Here is a 25,770-nt window from a genome sequence, read left to right as displayed (position 1 = left end):
CCTTCAGCTCGTCTGTGTGTCGGGGCGTGTGCCGGGGTGTGCCGCGGCGGCCCGGGTGGTCTGGTCGGTGGGGCTGGTCTCGGCGGTAGTGGCATCGGTGTCGGCCGGCCGGGCGACCAGCAGCAGGTCCTCGCCGAGGTGCTGCAGCTCTCCGATCCGCAGCCGGCGCTGGGCGTCGATGCCGGTGACGCCGATGTCGCCCAGGGCCAGCCTGTCGCCGCCGAGCAGGGTGGGCGCCAGGTAGACGAGGTACTCGTCGACCAGGCCGGCCCGTACGAAGGCGCTGGCCAGGGTGGGGCCGCCCTCCACGAAGACCCGGCGGATGCCGCGCTCATGCAGCTCAGCCAGCAGCGCGGCGACGTCGTGCCCGGCCAGGAACCACGGGGTGAGCGGATGCCGGTGCACGGCGGCGTCGGCCGGCACCGGGCGGCGCCCCACCACCACGGGCCGCGGCTGATGCGGCAGCAGGGTGCCGTCGGCGGCGCGCGCGGTGAGCGACGGGTCGTCGGCCAGGGCGGTGCCGGTGCCCACCAGGATGGCGTCCGCGCGGGCGCGGCGCTCGTGCACGTCCCGCCGGGCGGCCGGGCCGGTGATCCACTGGCTGGTGCCGTCGGCGGCGGCGGCGCGGCCATCCAGGCTCGACGCCCACTTCACGGTCACGAACGGGCGGCCCAGGCGCGCAGAGACCAGCCAGTCGGCCAGGAAGGCCGCCACCTCGTCGGCGAGCAGGCCGCCGGCCACGTCGATGCCGGCCGCGCGCAGCCGGTCGCCGCCGCCCGACGAGTGCGGTCCGGGGTCGGCGACGGCGTAGACCACCCGGCTGATGCCGGCGTCGATGAGGGCCAGTGCGCACGGCCCCGTGCGGCCGGTGTGGTTGCAGGGTTCGAGGGTGACCACGGCGGTGGCGCCGCGGGCATCGGCCGGGTCGAGCCGGGCGAGGGCATCCACCTCGGCGTGGCAGGTGCCGGCGCCGCGGTGCCAGCCCTCGGCGATGATCTCGCCGGCCGGGCTGAGGATCACGCAGCCGACCCGGGGGTTGACCCCCTCGGCCGGGCCGTTGCCGGCCAGCTGCAGGGCTCGGCGCATCGCGCGCTCGAGCGTGTGCTGCTGGTGCATTCCCTGTCCCGTCGTTTGGGCGCTCCGGGAGGGGATTTCGCGTACGCGAAAACCGTCGACGGTCCACAACGAACCATCGACTCGTGCGCCTCCCATCCGGACTTTAACCGTCGGTGCTGGAATTTCACCAGCTCAACCGGGACCCGAAAAGCAGGTTCCAGCTCGCGGACTTTCACCGCCGGTTCGGATTCTCACCGACCCCGGAGCACGTATCTACTGTCAGTTATATCTCAACGCGTACCGGTCCGGCGTATTCCCGGCGTAACCCGACGACGTCCGCGGCTGGGTCAGGCGTTGGCGACCAGGGCCCGGGCGGTGCTCTCGTCCACGAACAAATCGGTGATCAGGTCGGCTTTCAACGCGCCGCGGAGGCTGGCAAGCTTGGCCGTTCCCGACACGACGCAGAGCCGTCGTGGGGTCTGCCTGAGTACCGTGAAGTCCGGGCCGGTGCCGCGGGCGTTCAGCTGGATGCCGTCGGTGGACCCGTCGGCCCGGTAGAAGATGGTGGCCACATCGCCCACTACCTCCGAGCGGCTGAGCGAGGCGTAGTCCGCCTCCTCGAGGTAGCCGCCGGCGTAGACGTGGCTGGGTACCTCGGAGAACGGCGAGCCGAGGCCGAACAGGGCCACGTCCATCCGGGACTGCATCTCGAGCAGCCGGCTCACGCTGCGTTCGCGCCAGAGGGCCTGCTTGGTGGCCGGGTTGTCGAAGAACGCCGGCACCGGGAACTGGTGGACGTGTGCGCCGAACGCGTAGCCGAACCGGCCGAGGATCTCGCTGGCGTAGCTGAGGCCGGTGGTGCGCATATTGCCGGCGCCGTTGAGCTGGATGATCTGCGACCCGTGGGTCTGCTTGGGTGTCACGTGACGGCTGATGGCGTTCATCGTGGACCCCCAGGCGATGCCCATCACCATGTTCGAGTCGAAGAACTGACCGAGAATCCGTGCAACCGAGAGGGCCACCCGCTCCAATCTGTCCACATCCGTGGCGTGATCGGGCACCGGAACGACGTGCGCGGTGATGTGGAAGCGCTCCTGGATGAGCAGTTCGAGGCGGCTCGGTGCGTCCAGCGGGGAGCGGATCTGGATGTCGACGAGGCCGGTCGCGCGGGCGTGACTGAGCAGGCGGGACACCGAGGAGCGGGAGGTGTGCAGCTCGTGGGCGATGGCATCCATGGTCAGGTCCTGCATGTAGTACAGGTGCGCGGCCGTGAGGGCATCCCGCACCCGATCGGACTGCGCTGACTCGTCGACGAGGCTCACAGCCCCTCCTTGCACGTTTGTTCACCCGGCTTGACCGGATGTGATTGATCTACTCAAGCTTGATTAATCCATATGGAGGGCCCCCGCGCAAACCCGGCTGGGCCGTCCGCACCAATTCAGCCGAACAGCACAGGGTCATCCATCGGCCGAAGAACGAACAAAGGTAGTGAACAGTGCAGTCCATCCCCGTTTCCTCGCCCGCTGATTCCGCCCGATCCGCACTGGCCGCGCGTCCGTCGGCGAAGGTCCTGATCATCGGGGCCGGCATCAACGGCATCGCCACGTTCCGCGACCTGGCGCTGCAGGGCGTCGACGTCACCATCGTCGACAAGGGCGACTTCGTGTCCGGCGCCTCCGCGGCGTCCTCGCACATGATCCACGGCGGCATCCGTTACCTGGAGAACGGCGAATTCAGGCTCGTGAAGGAGTCGGTCACCGAGCGCAACGGGCTGCTCAAGATCGCCCCGCATTACGTCAAGCCGCTGAAGACCACGGTGCCGATGTTCTCCGCCCTGTCCGGGGTGCTCGCCGCGCCGCTGCGCTTCCTCACCCACAAGCAGGGCAAGGCGCAGGAGCGCGGCGCGCTGCTGATCAAGGTCGGCCTGGTGCTCTATGACTCCTTCTCCCGCGACGGCGGCTCGGTGCCCAAGCACGAGTTCCACGGCCGCAAGAAGTCGCTCGAACGCCTGCCGCGCCTGAACCCCGGCCTCAAGTACACCGCCACCTACTACGACGCGTCGATGCACGACCCGGAACGCCTCGCCCTTGACGTGCTCCGCGACGGTCTCGACACCGGCGCGCACGCCCGCGCCGCCAACTACGTCGAAGCTGTGGGCATGGATGCCGACGGCGTGCGCCTGCGCAACACCGTCACCGGCGAGGAATTCAGCTTCGCCGCCGACGTTGTCGTGAACACCTCCGGCCCGTGGACCGACCTGACCAACTCGGCGCTCGGCCAGGCCAGCACCTACATGGGCGGCACCAAGGGCTCGCACATCGTGCTCGACCACCCCGAACTGCTCGCCGCGACCGGCGGCGGGGAGATCTTCTTCGAGAACAACGACGGCCGCATCGTGCTGATCTACCCGCTCGCCGGCCGGGTGCTCATCGGCACCACCGATCTCGAGCACGACATGAGCCAGCCGATCCGCACCACCGAAGACGAGATCGACTACTTCTTCGACCTGGTCAAGCACGTCTTCCCCGACATCGTGGTGGACCGCTCGCACATCGTGTTCAGGTTCTCCGGGGTGCGTCCGCTGCCCCGGCACGATGACGAGGCGCCCGGCTTCGTGTCGCGGGACTACCGCATCGAGTCCAGCCCGTTGGGAGCGCGCCCCGGCACCCTGCTCAGCCTGGTCGGCGGCAAGTGGACCACCTTCCGCGCTCTGGCCGAACACCTCAGCGGTGACATCCTCACCCTGCTCGGCGTTCCGCGCACGGTGTCCACCGAGGGCCTCGCCATCGGCGGCGGCAAGGGCTACCCGGCCACCCCGGCCGCGCACACCGTCTGGCTCGCCGCCAACGGCGACGAGGTCGGCCGCCCCCGCGCCCAGGCCCTGCTCACCCGGTACGGCACCCGGGCCGGCGCGATCATCGACTTCCTGACCGAAGCCCCGGATGCGCCGCTTTCGCACAATCCGCTCTACACCCGCCGGGAGATCGAGTACCTGGCGCGCGAGGAGTCGGTCACCCACCTGATCGACCTGCTGCTGCGCCGCACCAGCCTGGCCTTCGTCGGCGGGCTCACCGTGGCGCTGCTCGACGAGCTGGCCGGGGTGCTCGCGCCCGTTCTGGGCTGGGATGCCGCCACCAGCGCCGACGAGGTGGCCCAGGCCAGCCGGGAGCTGCGTGAGGTGCACGGCGTCGACCTGGCCGCCACGGACGCGGTGAACGCGCTCTAGTTTTTCGAGGTGAGTTGCGGAGGACTTCTCCGCTCCTCACCGCTTGCTGCACGACGGTGTGCGCGGAACCTTCCGCGTGCGCTGAGAACACGAAAGGTCAATGTGGACAATCTCAGTGTGGTATTCCTCTCGGAGCTGGTGGGCACGGCCCTCCTGGTGCTCCTCGGCTGTGGCGTCGTCGCCAACGTCGCCCTCACGAAGACCAAGGGCTTCGGCGCCGGCTTCCTCATGGTCACCCTGGGGTGGGGCTTCGCGGTCTTCGCCGGTGTGATCGTCTCGTACAACTCCGGCGCCCACCTGAACCCGGCGGTGACGCTGGGCCTGGTGGCCTCTGGCGCGACCGAGTTCGGCTCCGGTGTGCCGGTGAACGTGCTGTCGGTGCTCGTGTACATCGCCGCCCAGATGCTCGGCGCGGTGCTCGGCGCTGTCGTGGTCTGGTTGGCGTACAAGCAGCACTTCGACCAGGAGCCCGACCCGGCGAACAAGCTCGGCGTGTTCGCCACCGGGCCGGCCATCCGTTCGTACGGCTGGAACCTGGTCACCGAGATCATCGGCACCTTCGTGCTGGTGCTGGTGATCATCGGCTTCAGTGACGGACGCCAGGGCGAAAACGGTGGCATGGCGGCGCTCGGTGCCCTGCCGGTGGCGTTCCTGGTGATTGTGATCGGCACCTCGCTGGGCGGGCCGACCGGCTACGCCATCAACCCGGCCCGTGACCTCGGCCCCCGCATCGCACACGCGCTGCTGCCGATCCCGGGCAAGCGCGGCTCCGACTGGGCCTACTCCTGGGTTCCCGTGGCCGGCCCGGTCATCGGCGGAGTGCTCGCCGGCTGGGCCTCGCTGGTGCTGCTGCCCATCCTCACCTGATCCTCCGGCATCCCGCCAGACCCTTTCCATCCCTCATCCCATTCCAACCACGTCCCGACACAGGAGTTCCGACATGAGTGACAAGTACATCTTCGCCATCGACCAGGGCACCACGAGCACCCGCGCCATCATCTTCGACCACGCCGGCTCGATCATCTCCACCGGCCAGCTCGAGCACGAACAGATCTTTCCCCGCGCCGGCTGGGTCGAGCACGACCCGATGGAGATCTGGGGCAACACCCGCCAGGTCATCGGCCAGGCCCTGTCCAAGGCCAACCTCACCCGGCACGACATCGAGGCCGTCGGCATCACCAACCAGCGCGAGACCGCCGTGGTCTGGGACCGCACCACCGGCCTTCCGGTCTACAACGCCATCGTCTGGCAGGACACCCGCACCCAGCCCATCGTCGACCGTCTCGCCGCGGATGGTGGCGGTGACAGGTTCAAGGCCACCGTGGGCCTGCCGCTGGCGACCTACTTCTCCGGCACCAAGATCGTCTGGATCCTGGAGAACGTGGAGGGCGCCCGTGAGAAGGCCGAGCGCGGCGACCTGATGTTCGGCACCACCGACTCCTGGGTGCTCTGGAACCTCACCGGCGGGCTGGAGGGCGGCGTGCACGCCACCGACGTCACCAACGCCAGCCGTACCCTGTTCATGAACCTCGAGACCCTCGAATGGGACGACGAAATCCTGGCTGCCTTTGGCGTTCCGCGCTCGATGATGCCGGAAATCCGCTCCTCCAGCGAGGTCTACGGCACCGTCAACGAGCACAGCCTGCTGCGTGAGGTGCCCATCGCGGGCATCCTCGGTGACCAGCAGGCCGCCACGTTCGGCCAGGCCGCCTTCGACCAGGGTGAGGCGAAGAACACCTACGGCACCGGTAACTTCCTGATCTTCAACACCGGCACCGACATCATCCACTCCAAGAACGGCCTGCTCACCACCCTGGGCTACAAGCTCGGCGACGCCGAACCGCATTACGCGCTGGAGGGGTCGATCGCCGTCACCGGGTCGCTCATCCAGTGGCTGCGCGACAACCTCGGGCTGATCAATTCGGCGAGCGAGATCGAGACTCTCGCCGCCACGGTGGACGACAACGGCGGCGCCTACTTCGTGCCGGCGTTCAGCGGCCTGTTCGCGCCGTACTGGCGTGCGGATGCCCGCGGCGCCCTGGTGGGACTGACCCGGTTCGTGAACAAGGGCCACATCGCCCGGGCGGCGCTGGAGGCGATCGCGTTCCAGACCCGTGAGGTCATCGACGCGGTCAACGCGGACTCCGGGGTGCCGCTGACCGAGCTTAAGGTCGACGGCGGTGCCACCGGCAACAATCTGCTGCTGCAGTTCCAGGCCGACATCCTCGGCGTGCCCGTGGTGCGCCCGGTCGTGGCGGAGACCACCGCGCTCGGCGCCGCGTACGCGGCCGGCCTGGCCGTGGGCTTCTGGAGCGGTCTGGGCGAGCTGCGAGCCAACTGGCAGGAAGACGCCCGTTGGGAGCCCGACATGGAGGACGCCGAGCGCGAGCGCCTGCTGCGCAACTGGAAGAAGGCCGTCACCAAGACCCTCGACTGGGTCGACGAAGACGTCCTCTAGCCGACGGCCGCATCCGCCGCTCTTCCGAGCTGTGCGGGTGCGGCGCCGTTATGCGGGTGGCGCGCCACCCGCATAGCGGCGCCTGCCCCGCATATCGCGGCGCCGCCCCCGGCTAGCGCGGCGCGAGGAGCTGCGGCAGGGCGTCGAGGGTGGTGAGGCGGATGACGCCCAGCCGGCGGGCCTCGGCGAGGTCGTCCTCTGGCGGGGGAGGGCCGGCCGTGCCGACCCGGTCCAGCCACACGCCGGTCAGTCCGGCGGCGGCGGCGCCGATGGCGTCGGTGCGCAGCCGGTCGCCCACGTACACGGATGCGTCAGGGTCGGCGCCGAACAGGGCGCAGGCGTGCAGGAAGATCTCCGGCCGGGGTTTGCTCAGGCCGAACTCGGCCGACGTCACCACGTGCTCCACCCGGGCGTCCAGGCCCGTGTCGGCCAGCTTGACGCTTTGGTAGGCGAGCTCCCCGTTGGTGATCAGGCCGAAGCCCACGCCGGGGATGCGCCGGGCCAGCTCGTCGAGGCAGGGCAGTGCGTCTTCGTGCAACCGCCAGTGCGCCCGGTAGTGCACGAAGTAGTCCTCGAACCAGGCACCGGCCTCTGCGTCGGTCAGAGTCACGCCGTGTGCGGCCGCGAAGTCGCGGGCCCTGGCGCTGCGCTGCCCGGCGAAGTCCAGGTCGCCGGCGAGGTAGGCGTGATAGTGCTGCTCCTCGAGCGCGTTCCAGAGTGCCACGACGGTGTGCGGGTCGGCGGTCGCGCCCCGGCCGCCCTGCGCGGCGATGTGCCCGAGGATGCCGTCGGCCACGGCCGCCCGGTGCGCGAACAGGGTGTCGTCCAGGTCGAACAGCACCAGGGCGGGCACGGTCACGGCAGTCTCACCGGCCACAGGCGGCCCAGGGCGGGCACGGCGCCCGTCACGCGCCCACGACCTCGGCCGGCCAGTCCGCGGGCGGTGTGCGGTCGTCGGCGGCGTGCAGCGCACCCTTCCACGACGGCGGATGCGTCCCGTCGCGGTACGCGATTCCGGCGGGTCCCTGTCCGGTGTAGCGGAACCCGGCCTTCCGGGCGGTCCGGGCCGACGCGAGATTGCCGGCGACGCACTCCCAGTGCACGCTGTCGCAGAGGCCGGTGCTGAAGCCCCAGTCCAGCACCAACCGTTGGGCCTCCACCATCAGGCCCCGGCCACGGTGGGCTGCACCCAACCAGAACCCGATCGAACCGGCACGCTCCGCCGCATCTCCGGCCGGCACGCTCAGGCTGATCACGCCGAGAAGCTCCGGTGCCGCAGGATCGCGTACAGCCCAGGTGCATTCCTGGTCGTTCGCCCAGGCCGACGGCACGTACCCGGTGATGAAACCCGTCGCGTCCTCGAGCCGGTACGGCCAGGGCAGGCGGGCCAGATACTGCGGCATCACCGGGTCCTGGCAGTACTCGAACACCCGCTGGGCGTCGTCCGGGCGCGGTTGGTCCAGCCGCAGCAACGGCGAGGACAGCTCGACGGGGTGCATCAGCGCCGCGCCAGGAAACCCATCCGGTCGAACGCGGTCGCCAGGGTGACATCGGCTACCGCGGCAGCCCGGTCGGCGTTGGCGGCGAGGATCCGGTCGAGTTCGGCCGGGTCGTCGAGCAGCTCGAGCACCCGGCCGCGGATCGTGCCGAAGGTCTCGGTGACCACCTCGGCCAGGCCCTTCTTGAAGTCGCCGTAACCGCGACCCGCGTACTCGTCCTCGAGGGACTGGATGGAGCGCTCCGCCATCACGGAGTAGATCGTGAGCAGGTTGGCGACCCCGGGCTTGTTCTCCCGGTCGAAGACCACACCGCCCTCGGCGTCGGTCACGGCCCGCATGATCTTCTTGGCCGTCACCGAAGGCTCGTCGAGCATCCAGATCACGCCGGCGTGCGACTCGGCTGACTTCGACATCTTCGCGGTCGGGTTCTGCAGGTCATAGATCTTCGCGGTGTCGCGGATGATGCTGGCCGTCGGCACCGTGAAGGTGTCGCCGAAGCGGGAGTTGAACCGGGCGGCCAGGTCGCGGGTCAGCTCGACGTGCTGGCGCTGGTCCTCACCCACCGGCACGATCTCGGTCTGGAACAGCAGGATGTCCGCGGCCATCAGCACCGGGTAGGCGAACAGGCCCACCGTGGTGGCGTCGGCGCCCTGCTTGATCGACTTGTCCTTGAACTGGGTCATCCGGCTGGCCTCGCCGAAGCCGGTGAGGGTGTTCAGCGCCCAGGCCAGCTGCGCGTGCGCGGCCACGTGCGACTGCACGTACAGCGTCGACGCGGACGGGTCGATTCCCGCCGCGATGTACTGCGCGGCCGTGGCGCGGGTGTTCTCCCGCAGCTTGGCCGGGTCCTGCGCCACGGTGATGGCGTGCAGGTCCACGATCGAGAAGAACGCGTCGTGGGTCTGCTGCAGTTTCTTCCAGTTCAGCAGCGCACCGATGTAGTTGCCGATCTGCAGCGAGTCGGCGGAGGGCTGCATGCCGGAGTAGAGGCGGGTCTTGGTCATGAGGGGGTGTCTTTCGTCAAGAGTGAGGCCGCGCGAGCGGCGGAAAAGAGGATCAGATGGCGTAGTCGACGACCACGGGGGCGTGGTCGGACCAGCGCTGGTCGTAGGCATCCGCCCTGTCGACGGTGTAGTTGACGACGGATGCCGCCAGCGCGGGCGTCGCGAGCTGGTAGTCGATGCGCCAGCCGGTGTCGTTGTCGAACGCCTGGCCGCGCCAGGACCACCAGGTGAACGGCCCGTCCATCTCGCCGGCGGCCTTGCGGCCCACGTCGACCCAGCCCAGGCCCGCGCCGTTGTTGTAGTCGGCCTCGTCCTCGGCGCCGAGGATGCGGTCGAAGTAGGCGCGCTCCTCGGGCAGGAAGCCGGCGCGCTTGACGTTGCCCTTCCAGTTCTTGATGTCGAACTTGCGGTGCCCCACGTTGAGGTCGCCGAGCACGACGACCCTCTCGCTGTGCGCGGCCAGTTCGGGCAGCCGGGTGAGCATGGAGTCGAGGAAGGTGAACTTCTCCACCTGCTTGGGGGTGTCCACCTCGCCGGAGTGCACGTAGGTGCTCACCACGGTGACGATGGTGCCGTTGACCTCGTAGTCGGCCTCGAGCCAGCGGCCGGCGCTGTCGAAGTCGGGGTGGCCCAGTTCGACCCGGTGGATCGAGGCGGTCTTTCGGCTGGCGATGGCCACGCCGGCGCGGCCCTTGGCGGTGGCGGGGTCGTGCAGGATGTTCCAGTCCGGGCCGAGCAGACCCTCGATGTCTTCGGTCGAGGCGCGCACCTCCTGGATCGCGAGGATGTCGACGTCGCGGGTGGCGAGCCAGTCGCCCATGCCCTTGCGGAACGCGGCACGGATGCCGTTGGTGTTGATGCTGGCGATGCGCAAGGGGCGGGTGGTCTCGGATGCGGGAGAAGACGGCATGCGCCGATTCTACCGAGTGCAGCCGACCCGGGCCGGGGCGGTTACCGTTCCGCGGGCTCGCTGACGCCGTATTTTTCGGCCCGCTGCTTGGCCTTCCGCAGCCGTCGGTTGCTGCCGGGTCGCTGCAACCAGGATGCGCTCTCCCGCGCCAGCCTGGCCTGCCGCAGCTCCACGGTGGCAGCCAGACGCAGCGCCTCCGCTTCCTTCTGGTCGGTCAGCTTCTTGGCCTCGTCGGCGCTCAGCGTGGACGGCGGGATGCCGGCGTCCTGCATGCCGACGGCGATCCAGGCCGCGGAGATCAGGGTGACCGTGGAGGTGAGGTTGAACCAGATCAGCAGACCGATGATCACCGCGAAGCCGGCCAGCAGCGGGTTCCGGGCCGCGCCGCCGAGCAGGGCGGCGCCGAGTACCTTGAGCACACCCAGCGCCACGGCGCCGAGCACCGAGCCGACCAGCAGGTTCCGGAGCGGGATGCGCACCCTGGAGAGCACCCTGAACAGGGCGGCGAGGGTGATGGTGTCGATGATCAGCACGATCAGCAGGGCCACGGCCTGGCTCGACGCGACGAACCAGAACGAGTCGGTGCCCTGGCCGAGCAGGCCGAGGAACCCGCGGAGCAGTTCGGTGCTGATGATCGAGATGACGGCCGACACGACCAGGGCGAGGCCGAAGGCCAGGCCGAGGCCGAGTTCGCGCAGCTTGACCAGCACGAAGAAGGTGGTCTCCTGGCCCATCCCGAAGATGCCGCGAACGGCCTGGGAGGTGGTGTTCAGCCAGCCGAGGGTCGTCGCGAGCAGGCCGATGAGCGCGATGGCGCTGGCCCAGGTGAGGGCGCCGGTGTCGCCGAGGGTATCGGGGTCGATCACCCCACCCTCTTCAATCAGCCCGGGAACCGACTGGTTGATGATCACGAACAGTTGATCCATCAGGGCAGGATTGCTCGCCAACCAGATCCCGGCGACGGAGAAGACCAGCCACAGGGCGGCGAAGATCGCGAAGATCGCCTGGTAGGCCATGCCCGCGGCCAGCACCGGCCCGCGGCTCTGGTTGAAATGGGTGAACACTCGAACGGGGCGGGTGTTCGTGATGCGCGTGACGATGTCGCCGATCTTCATCGCTCCAGCCTAGCCAGCGCGCGCAGCCGCCCAGGGCGGTTAACGACGAACGGCGGCCCGTGGGCCGCCGTTCGTTAGGAGTCCGTAAGAGTTACGGCTTGCCCCGCATGATGGCCTGTTTGACCTCGGCGATGGCCTGAGTCACCTGGATTCCGCGCGGGCAGGCCTCGGTGCAGTTGAAGGTCGTGCGGCAACGCCAGACGCCTTCCCTGTCGTTGAGGATGTCCAGGCGGACGGCGGCGTTCTCGTCGCGGGAGTCGAAGATGAACCTGTGTGCGTTCACGATCGCGGCGGGCCCGAAGTACTGTCCGTCGGTCCAGAACACCGGGCAGCTCGACGTGCACGCGGCACAGAGGATGCACTTGGTGGTGTCGTCGAAGCGTTCACGCTGAGCGACGGTCTGGATGCGCTCCTTGCCGTCCTTGGGCGTGTTCTGTGCCATCAGGAACGGCTGCACCTCGCGGAAGGACGCGAAGAACGGCTCCATGTCCACGATCAGGTCCTTCTCCAGCGGCAGGCCCTTGATGGCCTCCACCGTCACCGGCTTGGTGATGTCGAGGTCCTTGATCAGGGTCTTGCAGGCCAAACGGTTCCGCCCGTTGATCCGCATCGCGTCGGACCCGCAGATGCCGTGCGCGCAGGACCGGCGGAAGCTCAAGCTACCGTCCTGTTCCCACTTGATCTTGTGCAGGGCGTCCAGGATGCGGTCCGTCGCGTACATTTCGACGTCGTAGTTCTCCCAGTGCGGGTCTTCGTCGATTTCGGGGTTGAAGCGTCGCACCGACAGGGTGACCGTGAACGAGGCGATCTCGTCGGGAACCGCGGGGGGCGATTCGAGGGTGGGGGTGCTCACTAGTACTTCCTCTCCATCGGCTGGTAGCGCGTAATGGTCACGGGCTTCCAGTCGAGCGAAATGTGGTCGGCAGCATCCGCGGACAGGGCGTCACCCGACAGGTAGGCCATGGTGTGCTGCAGGTAGTTGACGTCGTCGCGCAGGGGGTAGTCGTCGCGCATGTGGCCGCCGCGGCTCTCCTTGCGGTTGCGGGCGGAGTACACGACGACCTCGGCCAGGTCGAGCAGGAAGCCCAGCTCAACGGCCTCGAGCAGGTCGGTGTTGAACCGGCGGCCCTTGTCCTGCACGCCGATGTTCTTGTAGCGCTCGCGCAGGGTGTGGATGGTCTCGGTGACCTCACGGAGGGACTCGTCGGTGCGGAACACCTGCGCCTTCTCGTCCATGATCTCCTGCAGCTCCCGGCGGAGCACGGCGATGCGCTCGGTACCTGTGGAGGTGCGGATGGTGGTCAGGAGTTCGCGCACGAACTTGGCCGGGTCCTCGGGCAGCGGCACGAACTCGGCCGTCTTGACGTACTCGACGGCGTTGTTGCCGGCGCGCTTGCCGAACACGTTGATGTCCAGCAGCGAGTTGGTGCCGAGCCGGTTGGAGCCGTGCACCGAGACGCAGGCGCATTCGCCGGCGGCGTAGAGGCCGGGCACGACGGTGGTGTTATCGCGCAGCACCTCCGCCTTGACGTTGGTCGGGATGCCGCCCATGGCGTAGTGCGCGGTGGGCATCACCGGCACCGGTTCGGTGACGGGGTCCACGCCGAGGTAGGTGCGGGCGAACTCGGTGATGTCGGGCAGCTTGGTCTCGAGCACCTCGGCGCCCAGGTGGGTGCAGTCCAGGTAGACGTAGTCCTTGTTGGGGCCGGCGCCGCGGCCTTCCGCGACCTCCTTGACCATGCAGCGGGCCACGATGTCACGCGGGGCGAGGTCCTTGATGGTGGGCGCGTAGCGCTCCATGAACCGCTCGCCGGAGGCGTTCCGCAGGATCGCGCCCTCACCGCGGGCACCCTCGGTGAGCAGGATGCCCAGGCCGGCCAGGCCGGTCGGGTGGAACTGGAAGAACTCCATGTCCTCCAGCGGCAGGCCCTTGCGCCAGATGATGCCCACACCGTCGCCGGTGAGGGTGTGCGCGTTGGAGGTGGTCTTGTAGATCTTGCCGAAACCGCCGGTGGCGAAGATGAACGCCTTGCCGGAGAAGACGTGCAGCTCGCCGGTGGACAGGTCGTAGGCGACCACGCCGGACGGCTGGTCGACGCCGTCGACGTTGGTCATGATCAGGTCGAGCACGTAGAACTCGTTGAAGAAGTTGATGCCGCGTTTGACGCAGTTCTGGTACAGGGTCTGCAGGATCATGTGGCCGGTGCGGTCGGCGGCGTAGCAGGCGCGGCGCACCGGGCTCTTACCGTGGTCGCGGGTGTGACCGCCGAAGCGGCGCTGGTCGATCTTGCCCTCGGGGGTGCGGTTGAACGGCAGGCCCATGTTCTCGAGGTCGATGACGGCGTCGATGGCTTCCCTGGCGAGGATCTCCGCGGCGTCCTGGTCGACGAGGTAGTCGCCGCCCTTGACGGTGTCGAAGGTGTGCCACTCCCAGTTGTCTTCCTCCACGTTCGCCAGCGCGGCGGCCATGCCGCCCTGCGCTGCGCCGGTGTGCGACCGGGTGGGGTAGAGCTTGGAGATCACGGCGGTGGATGCGTTCGGTCCGGCCTCGATGGCGGCTCGCATGCCCGCCCCTCCAGCCCCGATGATCACGATGTCGAACTGGTGGTAGTGCACCCCGTCGACGATGGTGGACTCGGGCATGTTGGTCACAGGTGCATCCGTCATGAAAGTTTTTGCAGCTCCTCGAGGGCCTAAACGGCCTGGCAGAAAGTGGGCAGAAGGTCGGCGGGCTGGCCGGCCGGGCAGGCGTCGAAGGTGAACACCACGAGCGTGCCGAGAACGATCAGGATGACCACGGCGGCGAGGATCGACGATTTGAGGATGCCGCGGCTGATGCGCGTCGTGGCGTAGTCGTTCACGAGGGTGCGCATGCCGTTGCCGCCGTGGATCAGGGCGAGCCAGAGCATCGCCACGTCCCACCACTGCCAGAACGGGTTGGACAGCTTGCCGGCGACGAAGGCGAAGTTCAGCGCGCTGACGCCCTCGCCCACCATCAGGTTCACGAAGAGGTGGCCGAAGATCAGCACGATCAGCACGACGCCGGAGACGCGCATGTAGATCCAGCCCCACTTCTCCCAGTTCACGCCGTTCTTGCGGGGGCTGCGGGAGTATGGGCTGCGGGGGGCGACGATTGTCGAGGTCATTTTCGGTCGCCTCCTAGTGGCTGAACACGTTGATCAGGTGGCGGGGCAGGAAGGCGATCATGGTGATCACCCAGAGCCCGATCACGACGTAGAAGAGCACCCGCTGGTGCTTCGCGTTCCAGAAGTCGATGGCGATGATGCGCAGGCCGTTGAAGGCGTGGAACACGATCGCGGCGACCAGGCCGGCTTCGCCCAGCCCCATGATGGGGGTCTGGTACTGGCTGATCACGGCGTTGTACGCCTCGGGGCTGACCCGCACGAGGGCGGTGTCGAGGATGTGCACGAGGAGGAAGAAGAAGATCGCCACCCCGGTGATCCGGTGCAGGACCCAGGACCACATGCCCTCACGGCCGCGGTAAAGCGTTCCGGCCGGACGACGCGAGGTCGTCTTCCGCTGAGCTGTCAGGGCCTCTGCCGAATTCTGTGGCATGACCAACCCTCCCTGGCTGAGTCGTGACCCCTGCTGAACGAGGTGTCATCGTTGAACAAACACGTATCGTCAGTCTATATCTTGACGGCGAGATAAGTCTGGTTAGGGGTGCCTAACCGGGTGGGCGGCCGCCGGTGACCAGAGGCTTTGTACCCGCATCAAGGCTAGTGCGGATCAGCGGCGTTGCGCGGCCGGAACCAGGGTTTCCGCGCGCATGGCGAGGCTTTCGTCGATGACCTGCGTGTAGAACCCGAACAGCGTGGCGCAGACGGTTTCCCAGCTGCGGCCGAGCACGGCCCGCCGGCCCGCCTCGCCCATCCGGTGCCGCAGCGGAGCATCGGTGACCAGCGCGGCCACGTGCCGCCGCAGGTCCCTGTCGTCGTCCGGCGTGAACAGGAACCCGTCGGTGCCGTGCTCGATGAGGTCGATCGGGCCACCGGCGCGCGGCGCCACGACGGGCAGTCCGGCGGCGTGTGCCTCCTGCAGGGTCTGTCCGAAGGTCTCCTCTGTACCGGCGTGCAGGAACACGTCGAAGCTGGCGTACGCCGCCGCGAGCTCGGCGCCGGCGAGCCGGCCCAGCCAGGTCACCGGCATTCCCGCCAGAGCCTTGGCCACCAGGGGAGTGGACGGCCCGTCGCCGACCAGGGCGATGCTGATCCCGCGCAGGCCGCTGAGTGCCCGGAACCTTTCCACCTGCTTCTCCGGGGCGATCCGGCCGACGTACCCGATCACCACCTCGCCGTTGGGCGCCAGTCGCCGGCGCAACGCCGCCACCTCCGGGCCGTGCCGGGTGTTGGGGTGGTAGCTCTCCAGGTCCACGCCCCTGGTCCACCGGTCCAGGCGCTGCACGCCGATGCGGCGGAGGTCGCTCATCGACGCCGTGGACGGCACCAGGGTCAGGTCGGCGCCGTCGTGCACCCACTTCACGAACCGCCAGGCCAGCCCGGTCGCCTGGCCGAGGTGGTTGCGGCTGGCGTAACCGGCCACATCCGTCTGGAACACGGCAACGCTCGGCACGCCCAGGCGGCGGGCGGCGGCGATGCCCTGCGCGCCGAGGAGGAACGGTGACGCCGCGTGCAGCACGTCCGGCGCGAAGTCGGCCAGCAGCCCCAACACCCGCGGATTGGGCAGGCCGACGGGAAACTGCCGATAGGAGAGGGCGGGCACGGTGTGCACTGGAAAGCCGGCGTAACTCGGCGGGGCGCCGAACGGGGCGATCACCAGGGCCTCGTGGCCCTGGCGGCGCAGCTCGTCGAGCACCTTGCAGACGCTCGTGGTGACCCCGCTGATGGTGGGGAGGAAGCTTTCGCTGACGACGGCAACCCTCATGCCGCCACAGTAGACAGCCCGCACGTCTGTGCGGTGAACCCTGGATGAACGGGGCCGACGGACCGGTAGTCTGGCGCAATGTCCCACTCCAGCGATGCCCTCGCCCGCTTCTACAGTGTGATCCCAGCCGGCGGGATCGGATCCAGGCTCTGGCCGCTGTCCCGCGCCGACGCGCCCAAGTTCCTGCACGACCTCACCGGCAGCGGGCAGACGCTGTTGCGCGCCACCTGGGACCGGCTCGCACCGCTGTCCGGCGACCAGCGCATCATGGTCGTCACCGGGCGGGCGCACCGGGCCGCCGTCGAGGAGCAGCTGCCGGAGCTCGGGGACCTGAACGTGGTCCTGGAGAGCGAACCGCGGGACTCCTCGGCCGCGATCGGGCTGGCCGCCGCGATCCTCGAGCGCCGCGAACCCGGCGTGATCATCGGCTCCTTCGCCGCCGACCACGTCATCAAGGGCCCCGCGGCGTTCCGCCAGGCCGTCGTGGAGGCCATCGTCGCCGCCGACACCGGTCTGATCGTCACCATCGGCATCCAGCCCACCGAGCCGGCGATCGGTTTCGGTTACATCAAGACCGGCGCGGCCCTGTCCATCGACGGCGCCCCGAGCGCCCAGTCGGTCAATTCGTTCGTGGAGAAGCCCAGCCCGGCCACCGCCAAGCGCTACCTCTCCAGCGGGCAGTACCTCTGGAACGCCGGCATGTTCATCGCCCGCGCCGACAGGCTGCTCGAGGAGATCGGCGCGAGCGAGCCCGAGCTGCTCGCCGGGCTGCTCGAACTGGCCGAAGCGTGGGACACCCCGCGCCGCGGCGCCGTCGTCGACCAGGTCTGGCCCAAGCTCAAGAAGATCGCCATCGACTACTCCGTGGCCGAGCCCGCCGCCGCGAAGGGCAAGCTGGCCGTGATCCCCGGCCAGTTCGACTGGGATGACGTGGGAGACTTCGCGTCGATCGCCAAGATCCACGCCAACGGCCGCAAGCGCGACCTGGCGATCCTCGGTGAGGGCGCCCGGGTGCTGGCCGACTCCTCCAGCGGAATCGTCGTCAGCCACACCAAGCGCATGATCGCTCTGATCGGCGTCGACGACATCGTCGTCGTGGACACCCCCGACGCCCTGCTGGTGACGACAAGCGCCAACGCCCAGAAGGTCAAGGCCGTCGTCGACGCGCTGCGGCTCTCGGGCAGCTCAGACGTCCTGTAGCTGCGGGCGGCCTCGGCCGCGAGAGTTTCTCAGGAATAGGCCCGGTAGATGACCATTTGTGTCGGCGCGATTTCGAGAATGTCGCGGCTTGATAACCTTTTGGCTACAGTGTCGGTTTGCTCATCTGAGCAGGGCTCTTCTGGGTAACGTGTAGACCATATACCAGCCCGTGCGATCTCACGCCGGGCCTCATCTGGAGGTCAATCTTGACAATCACGACCCGCAAGGCAACGCTCGGCGGCCTTGCCTCACTCGGCGTTCTCGCTCTGCTCGCGGCGTGTGCGCCGGCCCCCACCGAGGACGGCGGCGGCGACGCTGCCACATCGGACTTCCTGCCCTGCATCGTCTCCGACTTCGGTGGCTTCGACGACAAGTCCTTCAACCAGTCCAGCTTCGAGGGCATCTCCCAGGCCTCCGAGGAACTCGGTGTCGAGTTCAAGCAGGCCGAGTCCACCTCTGAGGACCAGTACACCGGCAACGTGACCAGCATGGTCGACCAGGGTTGCAACTTCATCCTCACCGTCGGTTTCGCCCTGGCCAACGCCACCCGCGACGCGGCCCAGGAGAACAGCGATGTGCAGTTCGCCCTCATCGACTCCACCCTCTCCAACGATGACTTCAGCCCGCTGACGCTCGAGAACGTGAAGCCGGTCGTCTACGACACCGCGCAGGCCGCATTCCTGGCCGGCTACCTGGCCGCAGGAACCACCAAGACCGGCACCGTCGGCACCTTCGGTGGCATGCAGTACCCGTCGGTCACCATCTTCATGGACGGCTTCGCCGACGGCATCGCCTACTACAACACCGAAAAGGGCACCGACGTCAAGCTCACCGGCTGGTCGAAGGAATCCCAGGAGGGCCTGTTCGCCGGTGGCTTCGATGACATCAGCGCCGGCAAGACCCTCAGCCAGGGCCTGATCGACGCCGGTGCGGACATCATCCTCCCGGTCGCCGGCCCGCTCTTCCAGGGCACCGCACAGGCCATCGCCGAGTCCGGCAAGGACGTCGCCATCGTCGGTGTCGACAGCGACCTGTTCGAGACCACGCCCGAGTTCGCCGCGCTGTACCTCACCTCCATCATGAAGTCGATGACGGATGCGACCGACGCGATCATCACCGACGCGGCAAACGGCGAATTCAGCTCCGACCCGTACATCGGAACCCTCGAGAACGAGGGTGTCGGCCTGGCCCCGCTGCACGACTGGGAGTCCAAGGTCGACCCCGCCCTGGTCACCGAGATCGACGACCTCAAGGCACAGATCATCAGCGGCGACATCGTCGTGACCAGCGACGCCACGCCCAAGTAACACCCCGTTTCACCCAGCACCACCGTGTAGCAGTACCGCCCCACAGGGCACCGGGGAGGCCAGCCATGCTGGCCTCCCCGTTTCGTTGCGTGGTGTCGCCGGGGCGTAGAGCCACGCCCGGCCGGCACCTCAATAGAATCGACACTATGAAGCTCGAACTTCGCGGCATTACGAAGAGATTCGGTGCCCTTGTTGCCAATGACGACATCAACCTCACCATCGAGGAGGGAGAGATCCACGCCCTGCTCGGCGAGAACGGGGCCGGTAAATCAACGTTGATGAACGTTCTCTACGGCCTGTACCGGGCCGAAGAGGGCGAGATCCTCCTCGATGACGTGCCGCAGCACTTCGCCGGACCCGGCGACGCGATGGCCGCCGGCATCGGCATGGTGCACCAGCACTTCATGCTGATCCCCGTGTTCACCGTGGCCGAGAACGTGATGCTCGGCCACGAACAGGTCAAGGCCGGCGGCAGGCTCGACCTCGCCGCCGCGCGCACCCGGGTGCGGGAGATCTCGGAGCGTTTCGGGTTCGACGTCGATCCCGACGCCCTCGTGGAGTCCCTGCCCGTCGGTGTGCAGCAGCGGGTGGAGATCATCAAGGCGCTCTCCCGCGACGCGAAGGTGCTCGTCTTCGACGAACCGACCGCCGTGCTCACCCCGCAGGAAACCGACGAGCTGATGAACATCATGCGCCAGCTCAAGGCCGCGGGCACCTCCATCGTCTTCATCACGCACAAACTGCGGGAGGTGCGCGAGGTCGCCGACCGGATCACCGTCATCCGCCTGGGCAAGGTCGTCGGCACCGCCTCGCCGACCGCGAGCAACGAAGAACTCGCCACCCTGATGGTGGGCCGCGCCGTCGACCTGACCGTGGACAAGGCGCCCGCCACCCCCGGAGCTCCGGCGCTGGTGGTGACGAACCTCACCGTGATCGACCCTCTCGGCCAGATCCTCGTCAACGACGTCAGCTTCGACGTCAAGGCGGGCGAGATCCTCGCCATCGCCGGCGTGCAGGGCAACGGCCAGACCGAACTGACCGAGGCGCTGATGGGGCTGCAGCCCCGCGTCGTCGGCGAGATCAGCCTCGACGGCACGTCCCTCCGCGGCCACTCGGTTCGTCAGGTTCTCGACGCCGGGGTCGGCTTCGTGCCGGAGGACCGCACCAGGGACGGCCTCGTCGGCGGTTTCACCATCGCCGAGAACCTGATGCTGGACCGCGCCAACAAGCTCCCGTTCGTCAAGCGGTTCAACCTGCAGCTGTCCTACCTCGCCGACTTCGCCCGCACCAAGGTGGCGGAGTTCGACGTGCGGTCCCAAGGCATCGAGACGCCCGTCGGCCGCCTGTCCGGCGGCAACCAGCAGAAGGTCGTGCTCGCCCGCGAACTCAGCCGTGACCTGCGGCTCTTCGTCGCGGCTCAGCCCACCCGCGGCCTCGACGTCGGTTCGATCGAATTTGTGCACGAACGCATCGTGGCGACCCGCGACGGCGGCACCCCGGTCATCGTGATCTCCACCGAACTCGACGAGGTCGCCGCCCTCGCCGACCGGATCATGGTGATGTACCGCGGCCGCATTGTCGGCATCGTCCCGGGCGACACCCCCCGATCCGTTCTGGGTCTCATGATGGCGGGCGAAACCCCCGCAGAAGGAGCCGCAGCATGAGCGCCGCTCAGCAGCCCACCCCGACCCCGGCACCGGCGAAGTCGCCGGAACCGGACGAATCCTCCCGCTGGCACAACGTCTTCCGGGAGATCACCACCGGCAACGCCATCATCTCGGTGTTGGCCGTGCTGCTGGCCCTGCTCGTGGGCGCCGTGATGATCGCGTTCACGAACGCGAACGTGCAGGAGAGCGCGGGGTACTTCTTCTCCAGGCCCGGCGACATGCTCTCCGCCGCTTGGGATGCGGTGTCCGGGGCCTATTCCGCGCTGTTCCAAGGCTCGGTGTACAACTTCCGTCGTCCGAGCTTCGCCGACGGCATCCGGCCGTTCACCGAGACCCTCACCTACGCCACCCCGCTGATCGCGGCCGGCCTCGGTGTCGCGCTCGGTTTTCGGGTTGGCCTGTTCAACATCGGCGGTCGCGGCCAGATGCTCATCGCCGCGACCCTCGGCGGCTGGGTGGCCTTCGCGGTTGACCTGCCCGCCGGCATCCACCTGATCGCCGCACTCGTCGCCGGCGTGCTGGGCGGGGCCCTGTGGGGCGGCCTGGTCGGCCTGCTCAAGGCCCGCACCGGCGCGCACGAGGTGATCACCACGATCATGCTCAACTATGTGGCGTTCTACCTGGTCAGCTTCCTGCTGCGGGACGGGTTCCTCAAGACCCCGGGCTCGAACAACCCCAAGAGCCCGGCCAGCAAGGAGACCGCGGTCTACTTCGACCTGCTCGGCCCGGACTACAACCTGCACTTCGGCTTCATCCTGGTGATCGCCGCCACGGTGTTCACCTGGTGGCTGCTCGCCCGCTCCAACCTGGGCTTCAAGTTCCGCGCCGTCGGCGAGAACCCCAACGCCGCCAAGGTGGCAGGCATCAGCGTGCAGCGCATGTACGTCTACGCGATGCTGTTCTCCGGCGGTCTCGTCGGTCTGGCCGGCATCAACCAGGTGCTGGGCACCACCACCAGCGGCTTCGGTGCCGGCATCGACTCCGGGATCGGCTTCGACGCGATCACGGTGGCCCTGCTGGGCCGCTCCAAGCCGTGGGGCGTGTTCGCCGCGGGCATCCTGTTCGGCGCGTTCAAGGCCGGCAGCTTCTCGATGCAGGCCGCCGAGGGCGTGCCCATCGACATCGTGCTCGTTGTGCAGTCTCTCATCGTGCTCTTCATCGCCGCGCCGCCGTTGGTGCGCGCGATCTTCAGGCTCCCGGCGCCCGGAGCGCCCCGCCGCAGACCGGTTCCCAACGTTTCCCAGGAGGTGGCGGCGAAATGAGCACTATCGCTCCAGTGAACCAGCCCACCCAGCCCACCGGACCCGAGGAGGGTCCGGCGACCGCGGTCATCAAGAGCTGGAAGGTGCCGATCATCCTCGGCGTCTTCACGGTCCTCGGTTTCCTGCTGATGGTGGTCTTCGGCCGCACCGGTACCAGCACCATGGTGCTCTCCACCTCCAGCGACCTGATCCAGCTGCCCGACGTGCTGCTGCCCACCCTGCCGACCGGCATCGTGATCAGCATCCTGCTGGCCGCCATCACCGGGCTCAGCGCCTGGATGGTGCAGACCCGCCGCAAGGTTCCGCTCTGGCTGATCTCGGTGTTCGCCGTGCTGCTCCTGATCGGCTTCCTCACCTGGGCGTCCGCCGACGAACGCATCCCGGTGCCCGGCCTGCTGTTCGGCTCGCTGAGCCTGGCCGTCCCGCTGATCTTCGGCGCCCTCGGCGGCGTCATCTCCGAACGTGTCGGCGTGGTCAACGTGGCGATCGAGGGCCAGCTGCTGGCCGGTGCGTTCACCTCCGCGATCGTGGCCTCGATCACCCAGCAGCCGCTGCTCGGCCTGCTCGCGGCGATGGTGGCCGGTGTGCTGGTGTCGTTTGTGCTCGCGGCGTTCTCGATCAAGTACTTCGTCGACCAGGTCATCGTCGGTGTGGTGCTCAACGTCCTCGTCACCGGCCTCACCGGGTTCCTGTTCTCCGAGCTCCTCGCCCCGAACGCGGCCACGCTCAACCAGCCGCCCAAGTTCGAGCGCATCAACATCCCGCTGCTCAGTGAGATCCCGATCGTCGGGCCGGTCTTCTTCCGGCAGACCCTGATCGTGTACATCATGTACATCGCCGTCGCCGCGGTGTACTTCGGGATCTTCCACACCAAGTGGGGCCTCCGGCTCCGCGCGGTGGGCGAGCACCCGCAGGCTGCTGACACCGTGGGCATCAACGTCACCGGTACCCGGTTCTGGAACGTGTCCCTGGCCGGCGCCGTCGCCGGCCTCGGTGGCGCGTACTTCACCCTGGGGTCGGTGGGCGCGTTCGGTAAAGAAATGACCGCCGGTGCCGGCTTCATCGCCCTCGCGGCGGTGATCTTCGGCCGGTGGGACCCGATCCGGGCGACCCTCGCGGCGCTGCTGTTCGGCTTCGCCAGCAACCTGCAGAACGTGCTGAGCATCATCGGTTCGCCGGTGCCCAGCGAGTTCATGCTGATGCTGCCCTACCTGGTCACCATCTTCGCCGTGGCGGGCCTGGTGGGCCAGTCGCGGGGCCCGGCCGCATCCGGAAAGCCGTATATAAAATCATGACGAATCTGACTGCGAATTCCGGCGACACAACGCCCGAGTCCGGCGACATCGACTGGGGCGTGCTGCGCAGCGCTGCCACCGAAGCGATGACCCACGCCTACGTGCCCTACTCGAAGTTCCCGGTCGGGGCGGCCGCCCTCGTCTCCGACGGCCGGGTGATCAGCGGATGCAACGTGGAGAACGCCTCCTACGGGCTCACTCTCTGCGCGGAATGCGCGCTGGTGAGCGTGCTGCACCTCACCGGCGGCGGCCAGCTCGTCGCGTTCAGCTGCGTCGACGGCAACGGCAACACGCTGATGCCGTGCGGCCGCTGCCGCCAACTGCTCTACGAACACTCGGCACCAGGCATGCTGTTGGAGACCGTCTCCGGCGTGCGCACCATCGACGAGGTCCTGCCGGACGCCTTCGGGCCCCGCCAGCTCGCCGCCTACAGGGAAGACAACTCATGAGCTCCACCCCCGCCCGCACCATCGAAGCCTTCGACGCCGTCGACCTGATCCACGCCAAGCGTGACAAGGGCGAGCTGTCGACTCCACAGATCGACTGGCTGATCGACGCGTACACCCGCGGCTACGTCGGCGACGAGCAGATGGCCGCGATGACCATGGCGATCTTCCTCAACGGCATGTCCCGCCGGGAGATCCGCGACATGACCATGGCCATGATCAACTCCGGCGAGCGGATGAGCTTCACGGGCCTGGGCAAACCGACCACGGACAAGCACTCCACCGGCGGCGTCGGCGACAAGATCACCCTGCCGCTGATGCCCCTCGTCGCGGTCTTCGGCGCGGCCGTGCCGCAGCTCTCCGGCCGTGGCCTCGGTCACACCGGCGGAACCCTGGACAAGCTCGAGTCCATCCCGGGCTGGCGCGCAAACCTCAGCAACGAGGAAATGTTCCAGCAGCTGCAGGATGTCGGCGGCGTCATCTGCGCCGCAGGCAGCGGCCTGGCTCCGGCCGACGGCAAGCTGTATGCGCTCCGCGACACCACCGGCACCGTCGAAGCGATCCCGCTGATCGCCTCCTCGATCATGTCCAAGAAGATCGCCGAGGGTACCGGCGCGCTGGTGCTCGACGTGAAGTTCGGCTCCGGCGCGTTCCTGAAGGACATCGACCGGTCCCGCGAGCTGGCCCGCACCATGGTCGCCCTCGGCGAGGACGCCGGGGTGGCCACCTCCGCGCTGCTGACCAACATGAACGTGCCGCTCGGCCTGGCCATCGGAAACGCCAACGAGGTGCGCGAGTCCCTCGAGGTGCTCGCCGGCGGCGGCCCCGCCGATGTGGTGGAGCTCACCGTGGCCTTGGCCCGCGAGATGCTGGCCCTGGTCGGCCAGAAGGACGTCGACGTCGAGGCGGCCCTGAAGGACGGTCGCGCGATGGACAAATGGCGGGCGGTCATCCGTGCGCAGGGCGGCGACCCCGATGCCGCGATGCCCGTGGCGCGCGAGACCCACGTGGTGCTCGCCGACCGTGACGGGGTGCTCGTCGAGCAGCAGGCTCTGCCGTTCGGTATCGGCGCCTGGCGCCTGGGCGCCGGCCGCGCCCGCAAGCAGGACCCGGTGCAGCACGCCGCCGGCATCGACCTGCACGCCAAGCCCGGCGACACCGTCCGCAAGGGCGAGCCACTGTTCACCCTCAGCGCCGACGAGCCGGAGCGCTTCGCCCGGGCCCTCGAGGCCGTCGAGGGCGCCTGGCGCATCGGCGACCCCGGCGAGCCCGTCCTCGACGGCGGCCCTCTGATCGCCGAGCGCATCGGTAACTAGCCCAGCACCCGCAGGCCCGGCCCCGCCGACTTGCCGCAAAAACCCCCTTCCGCCCCGCCGAAGGGGGTTTTTGGCGCAAGTCGCTGCCGGCGCATCCGCCGACGTGCCGCACATTGCCACTTCCCTCGCGGCGAAGCGCTCTTATGCGGCAAGTGGGTGAGTGCGCGCGCGTCACTCGGGGCGGCTGCCGGGGCGCCAGCCGCGGGAGCGCAGCGCCTGGTCGAGCCGGGAGAGGACTTCGGCATCCGGGGTTTCCTTGAGCACCCTGATGACCCGCCAGTCCTCGGCCATCACACCGTCCAACCTGTCGACGTCACGGGCGAACTGCACGTCGTCCGTACGGTGCTGCTCGCCGTCGTACTCGACAAGGACCCGGTACCGCAGGTAGACCAGATCGCCGCGCACCCGGCGCCGCTGGTATCGCAGCGGCAGGTATACGTTGGTCTCCGGTTCCGGCAGGCCCGCCCGCACGATCAGGAGCCGCAGCCGGGTCTCCTGCCGCGACTCAACTCGGGGTCTCACCCACTCCAGCGCGGCCCGTAGCCGACGGATGCCCCGGTGGCCGGGCCGCTCGGCCACCGCCGTCGTGTCGGCTGCAGACCGTGTGGCCCGCGATTCCGGCGCCCTGCGGCGCCCGGTCGGGGGCGATGACGCTCACATGCAGCCGGAGATCACGGGTGGCGTAGCGGGGCAGAGGCATCCCGAGCAGCAGGGCAGCGGTGGCGTGGCTGAAGAAATGGCCGGTGGGCATCACCGCGGCGTAGGCCCTGGCCAGTTCCCGCACCCCGGTCGGGATGCCCGCGGCGACCCTCACGCCGTGGAACGGCGCCTGCTGGTCGGCCGCCTGCAACCTCCGAGGTGTCACCCCCGCCCGGCGCGCTTCCGCGACGGTGAACCCGTTGAGAGTCAGGCTGCGGGGGAGCTCCGTTGGCTTGCGCATCCGCCCAAGATGTCATTTATTGCCGCTGCCGGTCAGAGTTATCCACCGATGGCGCCCCGCGCTGTGCTGACTTGCGGCGAAGATGCGCTTGGAGTGCGCTGAAGGGGAATTTTGAGGCACGTCGGCGGGCCGGGGCGGATGTGGCGGCTTCGGGATACGCGCGG

At 68.5% G+C, this 25,770-nt stretch carries 24 protein-coding genes and 1 riboswitch; of the genes, 10 read left to right on the top strand and 14 right to left on the bottom strand.

The genetic code is table 11. From position 1 onward, the window contains the following. Nucleotides 1-3 precede the first annotated feature (3 nt). Nucleotides 4-1,116, bottom strand: a complete 1,113-nt coding sequence (gene ribD, locus E3O57_RS17275; protein WP_241990480.1) for a bifunctional diaminohydroxyphosphoribosylaminopyrimidine deaminase/5-amino-6-(5-phosphoribosylamino)uracil reductase RibD — start codon at nucleotides 1,114-1,116, stop codon at nucleotides 4-6. A gap of 80 nt (nucleotides 1,117-1,196) precedes the next feature. Continuing rightward, nucleotides 1,197-1,328, bottom strand: a riboswitch (FMN riboswitch). A gap of 75 nt (nucleotides 1,329-1,403) precedes the next feature. Further along, nucleotides 1,404-2,306: a sugar-binding transcriptional regulator gene (locus E3O57_RS17270; protein ID WP_088457859.1), complete on the bottom strand. Its 903-nt coding sequence runs from the start codon at nucleotides 2,304-2,306 to the stop codon at nucleotides 1,404-1,406. A gap of 254 nt (nucleotides 2,307-2,560) precedes the next feature. On the opposite strand from E3O57_RS17270, the gene E3O57_RS17265 reads away from it, so the two are divergent. From E3O57_RS17265 to glpK, 3 genes are all read left to right on the top strand, one after another. Further along, on the top strand, nucleotides 2,561-4,282 hold the full coding sequence (locus E3O57_RS17265) for a glycerol-3-phosphate dehydrogenase/oxidase (protein WP_241990484.1): 1,722 nt from the start codon (nucleotides 2,561-2,563) through the stop codon (nucleotides 4,280-4,282). Nucleotides 4,283-4,399: 117 nt separating this feature from the next. Continuing rightward, nucleotides 4,400-5,149, top strand: a complete 750-nt coding sequence (locus tag E3O57_RS17260) for an MIP/aquaporin family protein (protein ID WP_240632368.1) — start codon at nucleotides 4,400-4,402, stop codon at nucleotides 5,147-5,149. 73 nt (nucleotides 5,150-5,222) lie between these two features. Beyond that, nucleotides 5,223-6,740 (top strand): glycerol kinase GlpK, encoded by a 1,518-nt coding sequence (glpK, locus tag E3O57_RS17255; RefSeq protein ID WP_088455236.1) that lies wholly within the window; start codon nucleotides 5,223-5,225, stop codon nucleotides 6,738-6,740. A 112-nt stretch (nucleotides 6,741-6,852) separates the two neighbouring features. Here the strand turns inward: glpK and E3O57_RS17250 are convergent, their stop codons facing one another. From E3O57_RS17250 to E3O57_RS17205, 10 genes are all read right to left on the bottom strand, one after another. After that, complete coding sequence (locus E3O57_RS17250; protein ID WP_103478841.1) at nucleotides 6,853-7,599, bottom strand: HAD family hydrolase; 747 nt, start codon at nucleotides 7,597-7,599, stop codon at nucleotides 6,853-6,855. A 46-nt stretch (nucleotides 7,600-7,645) separates the two neighbouring features. Next, entirely contained in the window at nucleotides 7,646-8,239 is a 594-nt protein-coding gene (locus E3O57_RS17245) for a GNAT family N-acetyltransferase (protein ID WP_103478842.1), read from the bottom strand. Then, nucleotides 8,239-9,243, bottom strand: coding sequence for a tryptophan--tRNA ligase (gene trpS / locus E3O57_RS17240; RefSeq protein WP_103461207.1), 1,005 nt, complete (start codon nucleotides 9,241-9,243; stop codon nucleotides 8,239-8,241). Before trpS ends, E3O57_RS17245 begins: the two co-directional genes overlap by 1 nt. A 52-nt stretch (nucleotides 9,244-9,295) precedes the next feature. After that, nucleotides 9,296-10,153, bottom strand: a complete 858-nt coding sequence (locus E3O57_RS17235; RefSeq protein WP_088455239.1) for an exodeoxyribonuclease III — start codon at nucleotides 10,151-10,153, stop codon at nucleotides 9,296-9,298. A 41-nt stretch (nucleotides 10,154-10,194) separates the two neighbouring features. Continuing rightward, nucleotides 10,195-11,268 (bottom strand): YihY/virulence factor BrkB family protein, encoded by a 1,074-nt coding sequence (locus E3O57_RS17230; RefSeq protein WP_103478843.1) that lies wholly within the window; start codon nucleotides 11,266-11,268, stop codon nucleotides 10,195-10,197. Between the two features lie 91 nt (nucleotides 11,269-11,359). After that, nucleotides 11,360-12,121 carry a succinate dehydrogenase iron-sulfur subunit gene (locus E3O57_RS17225; RefSeq protein ID WP_088455241.1) on the bottom strand — a complete coding sequence of 254 codons (762 nt, stop codon included), beginning with the start codon at nucleotides 12,119-12,121 and terminating at the stop codon, nucleotides 11,360-11,362. Continuing rightward, entirely contained in the window at nucleotides 12,121-13,935 is a 1,815-nt protein-coding gene (gene sdhA, locus E3O57_RS17220) for a succinate dehydrogenase flavoprotein subunit (protein ID WP_241990479.1), read from the bottom strand. The genes E3O57_RS17225 and sdhA overlap by 1 nt, the downstream gene beginning before the upstream one ends. A 26-nt stretch (nucleotides 13,936-13,961) precedes the next feature. Continuing rightward, complete coding sequence (locus E3O57_RS17215; RefSeq protein WP_088455242.1) at nucleotides 13,962-14,414, bottom strand: succinate dehydrogenase hydrophobic membrane anchor subunit; 453 nt, start codon at nucleotides 14,412-14,414, stop codon at nucleotides 13,962-13,964. A gap of 13 nt (nucleotides 14,415-14,427) precedes the next feature. Further along, nucleotides 14,428-14,844 carry a succinate dehydrogenase, cytochrome b556 subunit gene (gene sdhC, locus E3O57_RS17210; RefSeq protein ID WP_088455243.1) on the bottom strand — a complete coding sequence of 139 codons (417 nt, stop codon included), beginning with the start codon at nucleotides 14,842-14,844 and terminating at the stop codon, nucleotides 14,428-14,430. Between the two features lie 174 nt (nucleotides 14,845-15,018). Next, nucleotides 15,019-16,173, bottom strand: coding sequence for a glycosyltransferase family 1 protein (locus tag E3O57_RS17205; protein ID WP_103478844.1), 1,155 nt, complete (start codon nucleotides 16,171-16,173; stop codon nucleotides 15,019-15,021). Between the two features lie 78 nt (nucleotides 16,174-16,251). Here E3O57_RS17205 and E3O57_RS17200 point away from each other — a divergent pair, with 78 nt between their 5' ends. The 7 genes from E3O57_RS17200 to E3O57_RS17170 all read left to right on the top strand — a co-directional run bounded on the left by E3O57_RS17200 (nucleotide 16,252) and on the right by E3O57_RS17170 (nucleotide 24,666). Beyond that, nucleotides 16,252-17,373, top strand: coding sequence for a mannose-1-phosphate guanylyltransferase (locus E3O57_RS17200; RefSeq protein ID WP_088455245.1), 1,122 nt, complete (start codon nucleotides 16,252-16,254; stop codon nucleotides 17,371-17,373). A gap of 206 nt (nucleotides 17,374-17,579) precedes the next feature. Then, on the top strand, nucleotides 17,580-18,680 hold the full coding sequence (locus E3O57_RS17195) for a BMP family protein (protein WP_103461204.1): 1,101 nt from the start codon (nucleotides 17,580-17,582) through the stop codon (nucleotides 18,678-18,680). 146 nt (nucleotides 18,681-18,826) lie between these two features. Beyond that, nucleotides 18,827-20,344 carry an ABC transporter ATP-binding protein gene (locus tag E3O57_RS17190; protein ID WP_103430355.1) on the top strand — a complete coding sequence of 506 codons (1,518 nt, stop codon included), beginning with the start codon at nucleotides 18,827-18,829 and terminating at the stop codon, nucleotides 20,342-20,344. Continuing rightward, nucleotides 20,341-21,609 (top strand): ABC transporter permease, encoded by a 1,269-nt coding sequence (locus E3O57_RS17185; RefSeq protein ID WP_103478845.1) that lies wholly within the window; start codon nucleotides 20,341-20,343, stop codon nucleotides 21,607-21,609. The genes E3O57_RS17190 and E3O57_RS17185 overlap by 4 nt, the downstream gene beginning before the upstream one ends. Then, entirely contained in the window at nucleotides 21,606-22,904 is a 1,299-nt protein-coding gene (locus E3O57_RS17180; protein WP_088455249.1) for an ABC transporter permease, read from the top strand. Before E3O57_RS17185 ends, E3O57_RS17180 begins: the two co-directional genes overlap by 4 nt. Next, a complete protein-coding gene (locus tag E3O57_RS17175; protein WP_103461203.1) occupies nucleotides 22,901-23,353 on the top strand; it encodes a cytidine deaminase in 453 nt (150 codons plus the stop codon). The genes E3O57_RS17180 and E3O57_RS17175 overlap by 4 nt, the downstream gene beginning before the upstream one ends. Then, nucleotides 23,350-24,666: a thymidine phosphorylase gene (locus tag E3O57_RS17170; protein ID WP_103430351.1), complete on the top strand. Its 1,317-nt coding sequence runs from the start codon at nucleotides 23,350-23,352 to the stop codon at nucleotides 24,664-24,666. Before E3O57_RS17175 ends, E3O57_RS17170 begins: the two co-directional genes overlap by 4 nt. Nucleotides 24,667-24,837: 171 nt before the next feature. On the opposite strand, the gene E3O57_RS19120 is transcribed toward E3O57_RS17170, so the two are convergent. Further along, the gene (locus tag E3O57_RS19120) at nucleotides 24,838-25,188 is read right to left on the bottom strand and encodes a hypothetical protein (protein ID WP_103461201.1); all 351 of its coding nucleotides are present in this window, start codon (nucleotides 25,186-25,188) and stop codon (nucleotides 24,838-24,840) included. Next, entirely contained in the window at nucleotides 25,172-25,606 is a 435-nt protein-coding gene (locus E3O57_RS19115; RefSeq protein ID WP_174776359.1) for a hypothetical protein, read from the bottom strand. The genes E3O57_RS19120 and E3O57_RS19115 overlap by 17 nt, the downstream gene beginning before the upstream one ends. Nucleotides 25,607-25,770: the final 164 nt, after the last annotated feature.

The sequence above is a fragment of the Cryobacterium sp. TMN-39-2 genome, assembly GCF_004402745.1.
In the GTDB taxonomy this organism is placed as follows: domain Bacteria; phylum Actinomycetota; class Actinomycetes; order Actinomycetales; family Microbacteriaceae; genus Cryobacterium; species Cryobacterium zongtaii.
Note: the sequence above shows the minus strand (reverse complement) of the source record. Positions and strands in the feature narration are given on the sequence as shown.

Coding starts and splice junctions, on each gene's coding strand:
- ribD (WP_241990480.1), bottom strand. CDS start 1,116: ATGCACCAGCAGCACACGCTCGAGCGCGCGATGCGCCGAGCCCTGCAG.
- E3O57_RS17270 (WP_088457859.1), bottom strand. CDS start 2,306: ATGCAGGACCTGACCATGGATGCCATCGCCCACGAGCTGCACACCTCC.
- glpK (WP_088455236.1), top strand. CDS start 5,223: ATGAGTGACAAGTACATCTTCGCCATCGACCAGGGCACCACGAGCACC.
- E3O57_RS17245 (WP_103478842.1), bottom strand. CDS start 8,239: ATGCACCCCGTCGAGCTGTCCTCGCCGTTGCTGCGGCTGGACCAACCG.
- trpS (WP_103461207.1), bottom strand. CDS start 9,243: ATGACCAAGACCCGCCTCTACTCCGGCATGCAGCCCTCCGCCGACTCG.
- E3O57_RS17235 (WP_088455239.1), bottom strand. CDS start 10,153: ATGCCGTCTTCTCCCGCATCCGAGACCACCCGCCCCTTGCGCATCGCC.
- E3O57_RS17230 (WP_103478843.1), bottom strand. CDS start 11,268: ATGAAGATCGGCGACATCGTCACGCGCATCACGAACACCCGCCCCGTT.
- sdhA (WP_241990479.1), bottom strand. CDS start 13,935: ATGACGGATGCACCTGTGACCAACATGCCCGAGTCCACCATCGTCGAC.
- E3O57_RS17215 (WP_088455242.1), bottom strand. CDS start 14,414: ATGACCTCGACAATCGTCGCCCCCCGCAGCCCATACTCCCGCAGCCCC.
- sdhC (WP_088455243.1), bottom strand. CDS start 14,844: ATGCCACAGAATTCGGCAGAGGCCCTGACAGCTCAGCGGAAGACGACC.
- E3O57_RS17205 (WP_103478844.1), bottom strand. CDS start 16,173: ATGAGGGTTGCCGTCGTCAGCGAAAGCTTCCTCCCCACCATCAGCGGG.
- E3O57_RS17200 (WP_088455245.1), top strand. CDS start 16,252: ATGTCCCACTCCAGCGATGCCCTCGCCCGCTTCTACAGTGTGATCCCA.
- E3O57_RS17190 (WP_103430355.1), top strand. CDS start 18,827: ATGAAGCTCGAACTTCGCGGCATTACGAAGAGATTCGGTGCCCTTGTT.
- E3O57_RS17185 (WP_103478845.1), top strand. CDS start 20,341: ATGAGCGCCGCTCAGCAGCCCACCCCGACCCCGGCACCGGCGAAGTCG.
- E3O57_RS17180 (WP_088455249.1), top strand. CDS start 21,606: ATGAGCACTATCGCTCCAGTGAACCAGCCCACCCAGCCCACCGGACCC.
- E3O57_RS17175 (WP_103461203.1), top strand. CDS start 22,901: ATGACGAATCTGACTGCGAATTCCGGCGACACAACGCCCGAGTCCGGC.
- E3O57_RS17170 (WP_103430351.1), top strand. CDS start 23,350: ATGAGCTCCACCCCCGCCCGCACCATCGAAGCCTTCGACGCCGTCGAC.
- E3O57_RS19115 (WP_174776359.1), bottom strand. CDS start 25,606: ATGCGCAAGCCAACGGAGCTCCCCCGCAGCCTGACTCTCAACGGGTTC.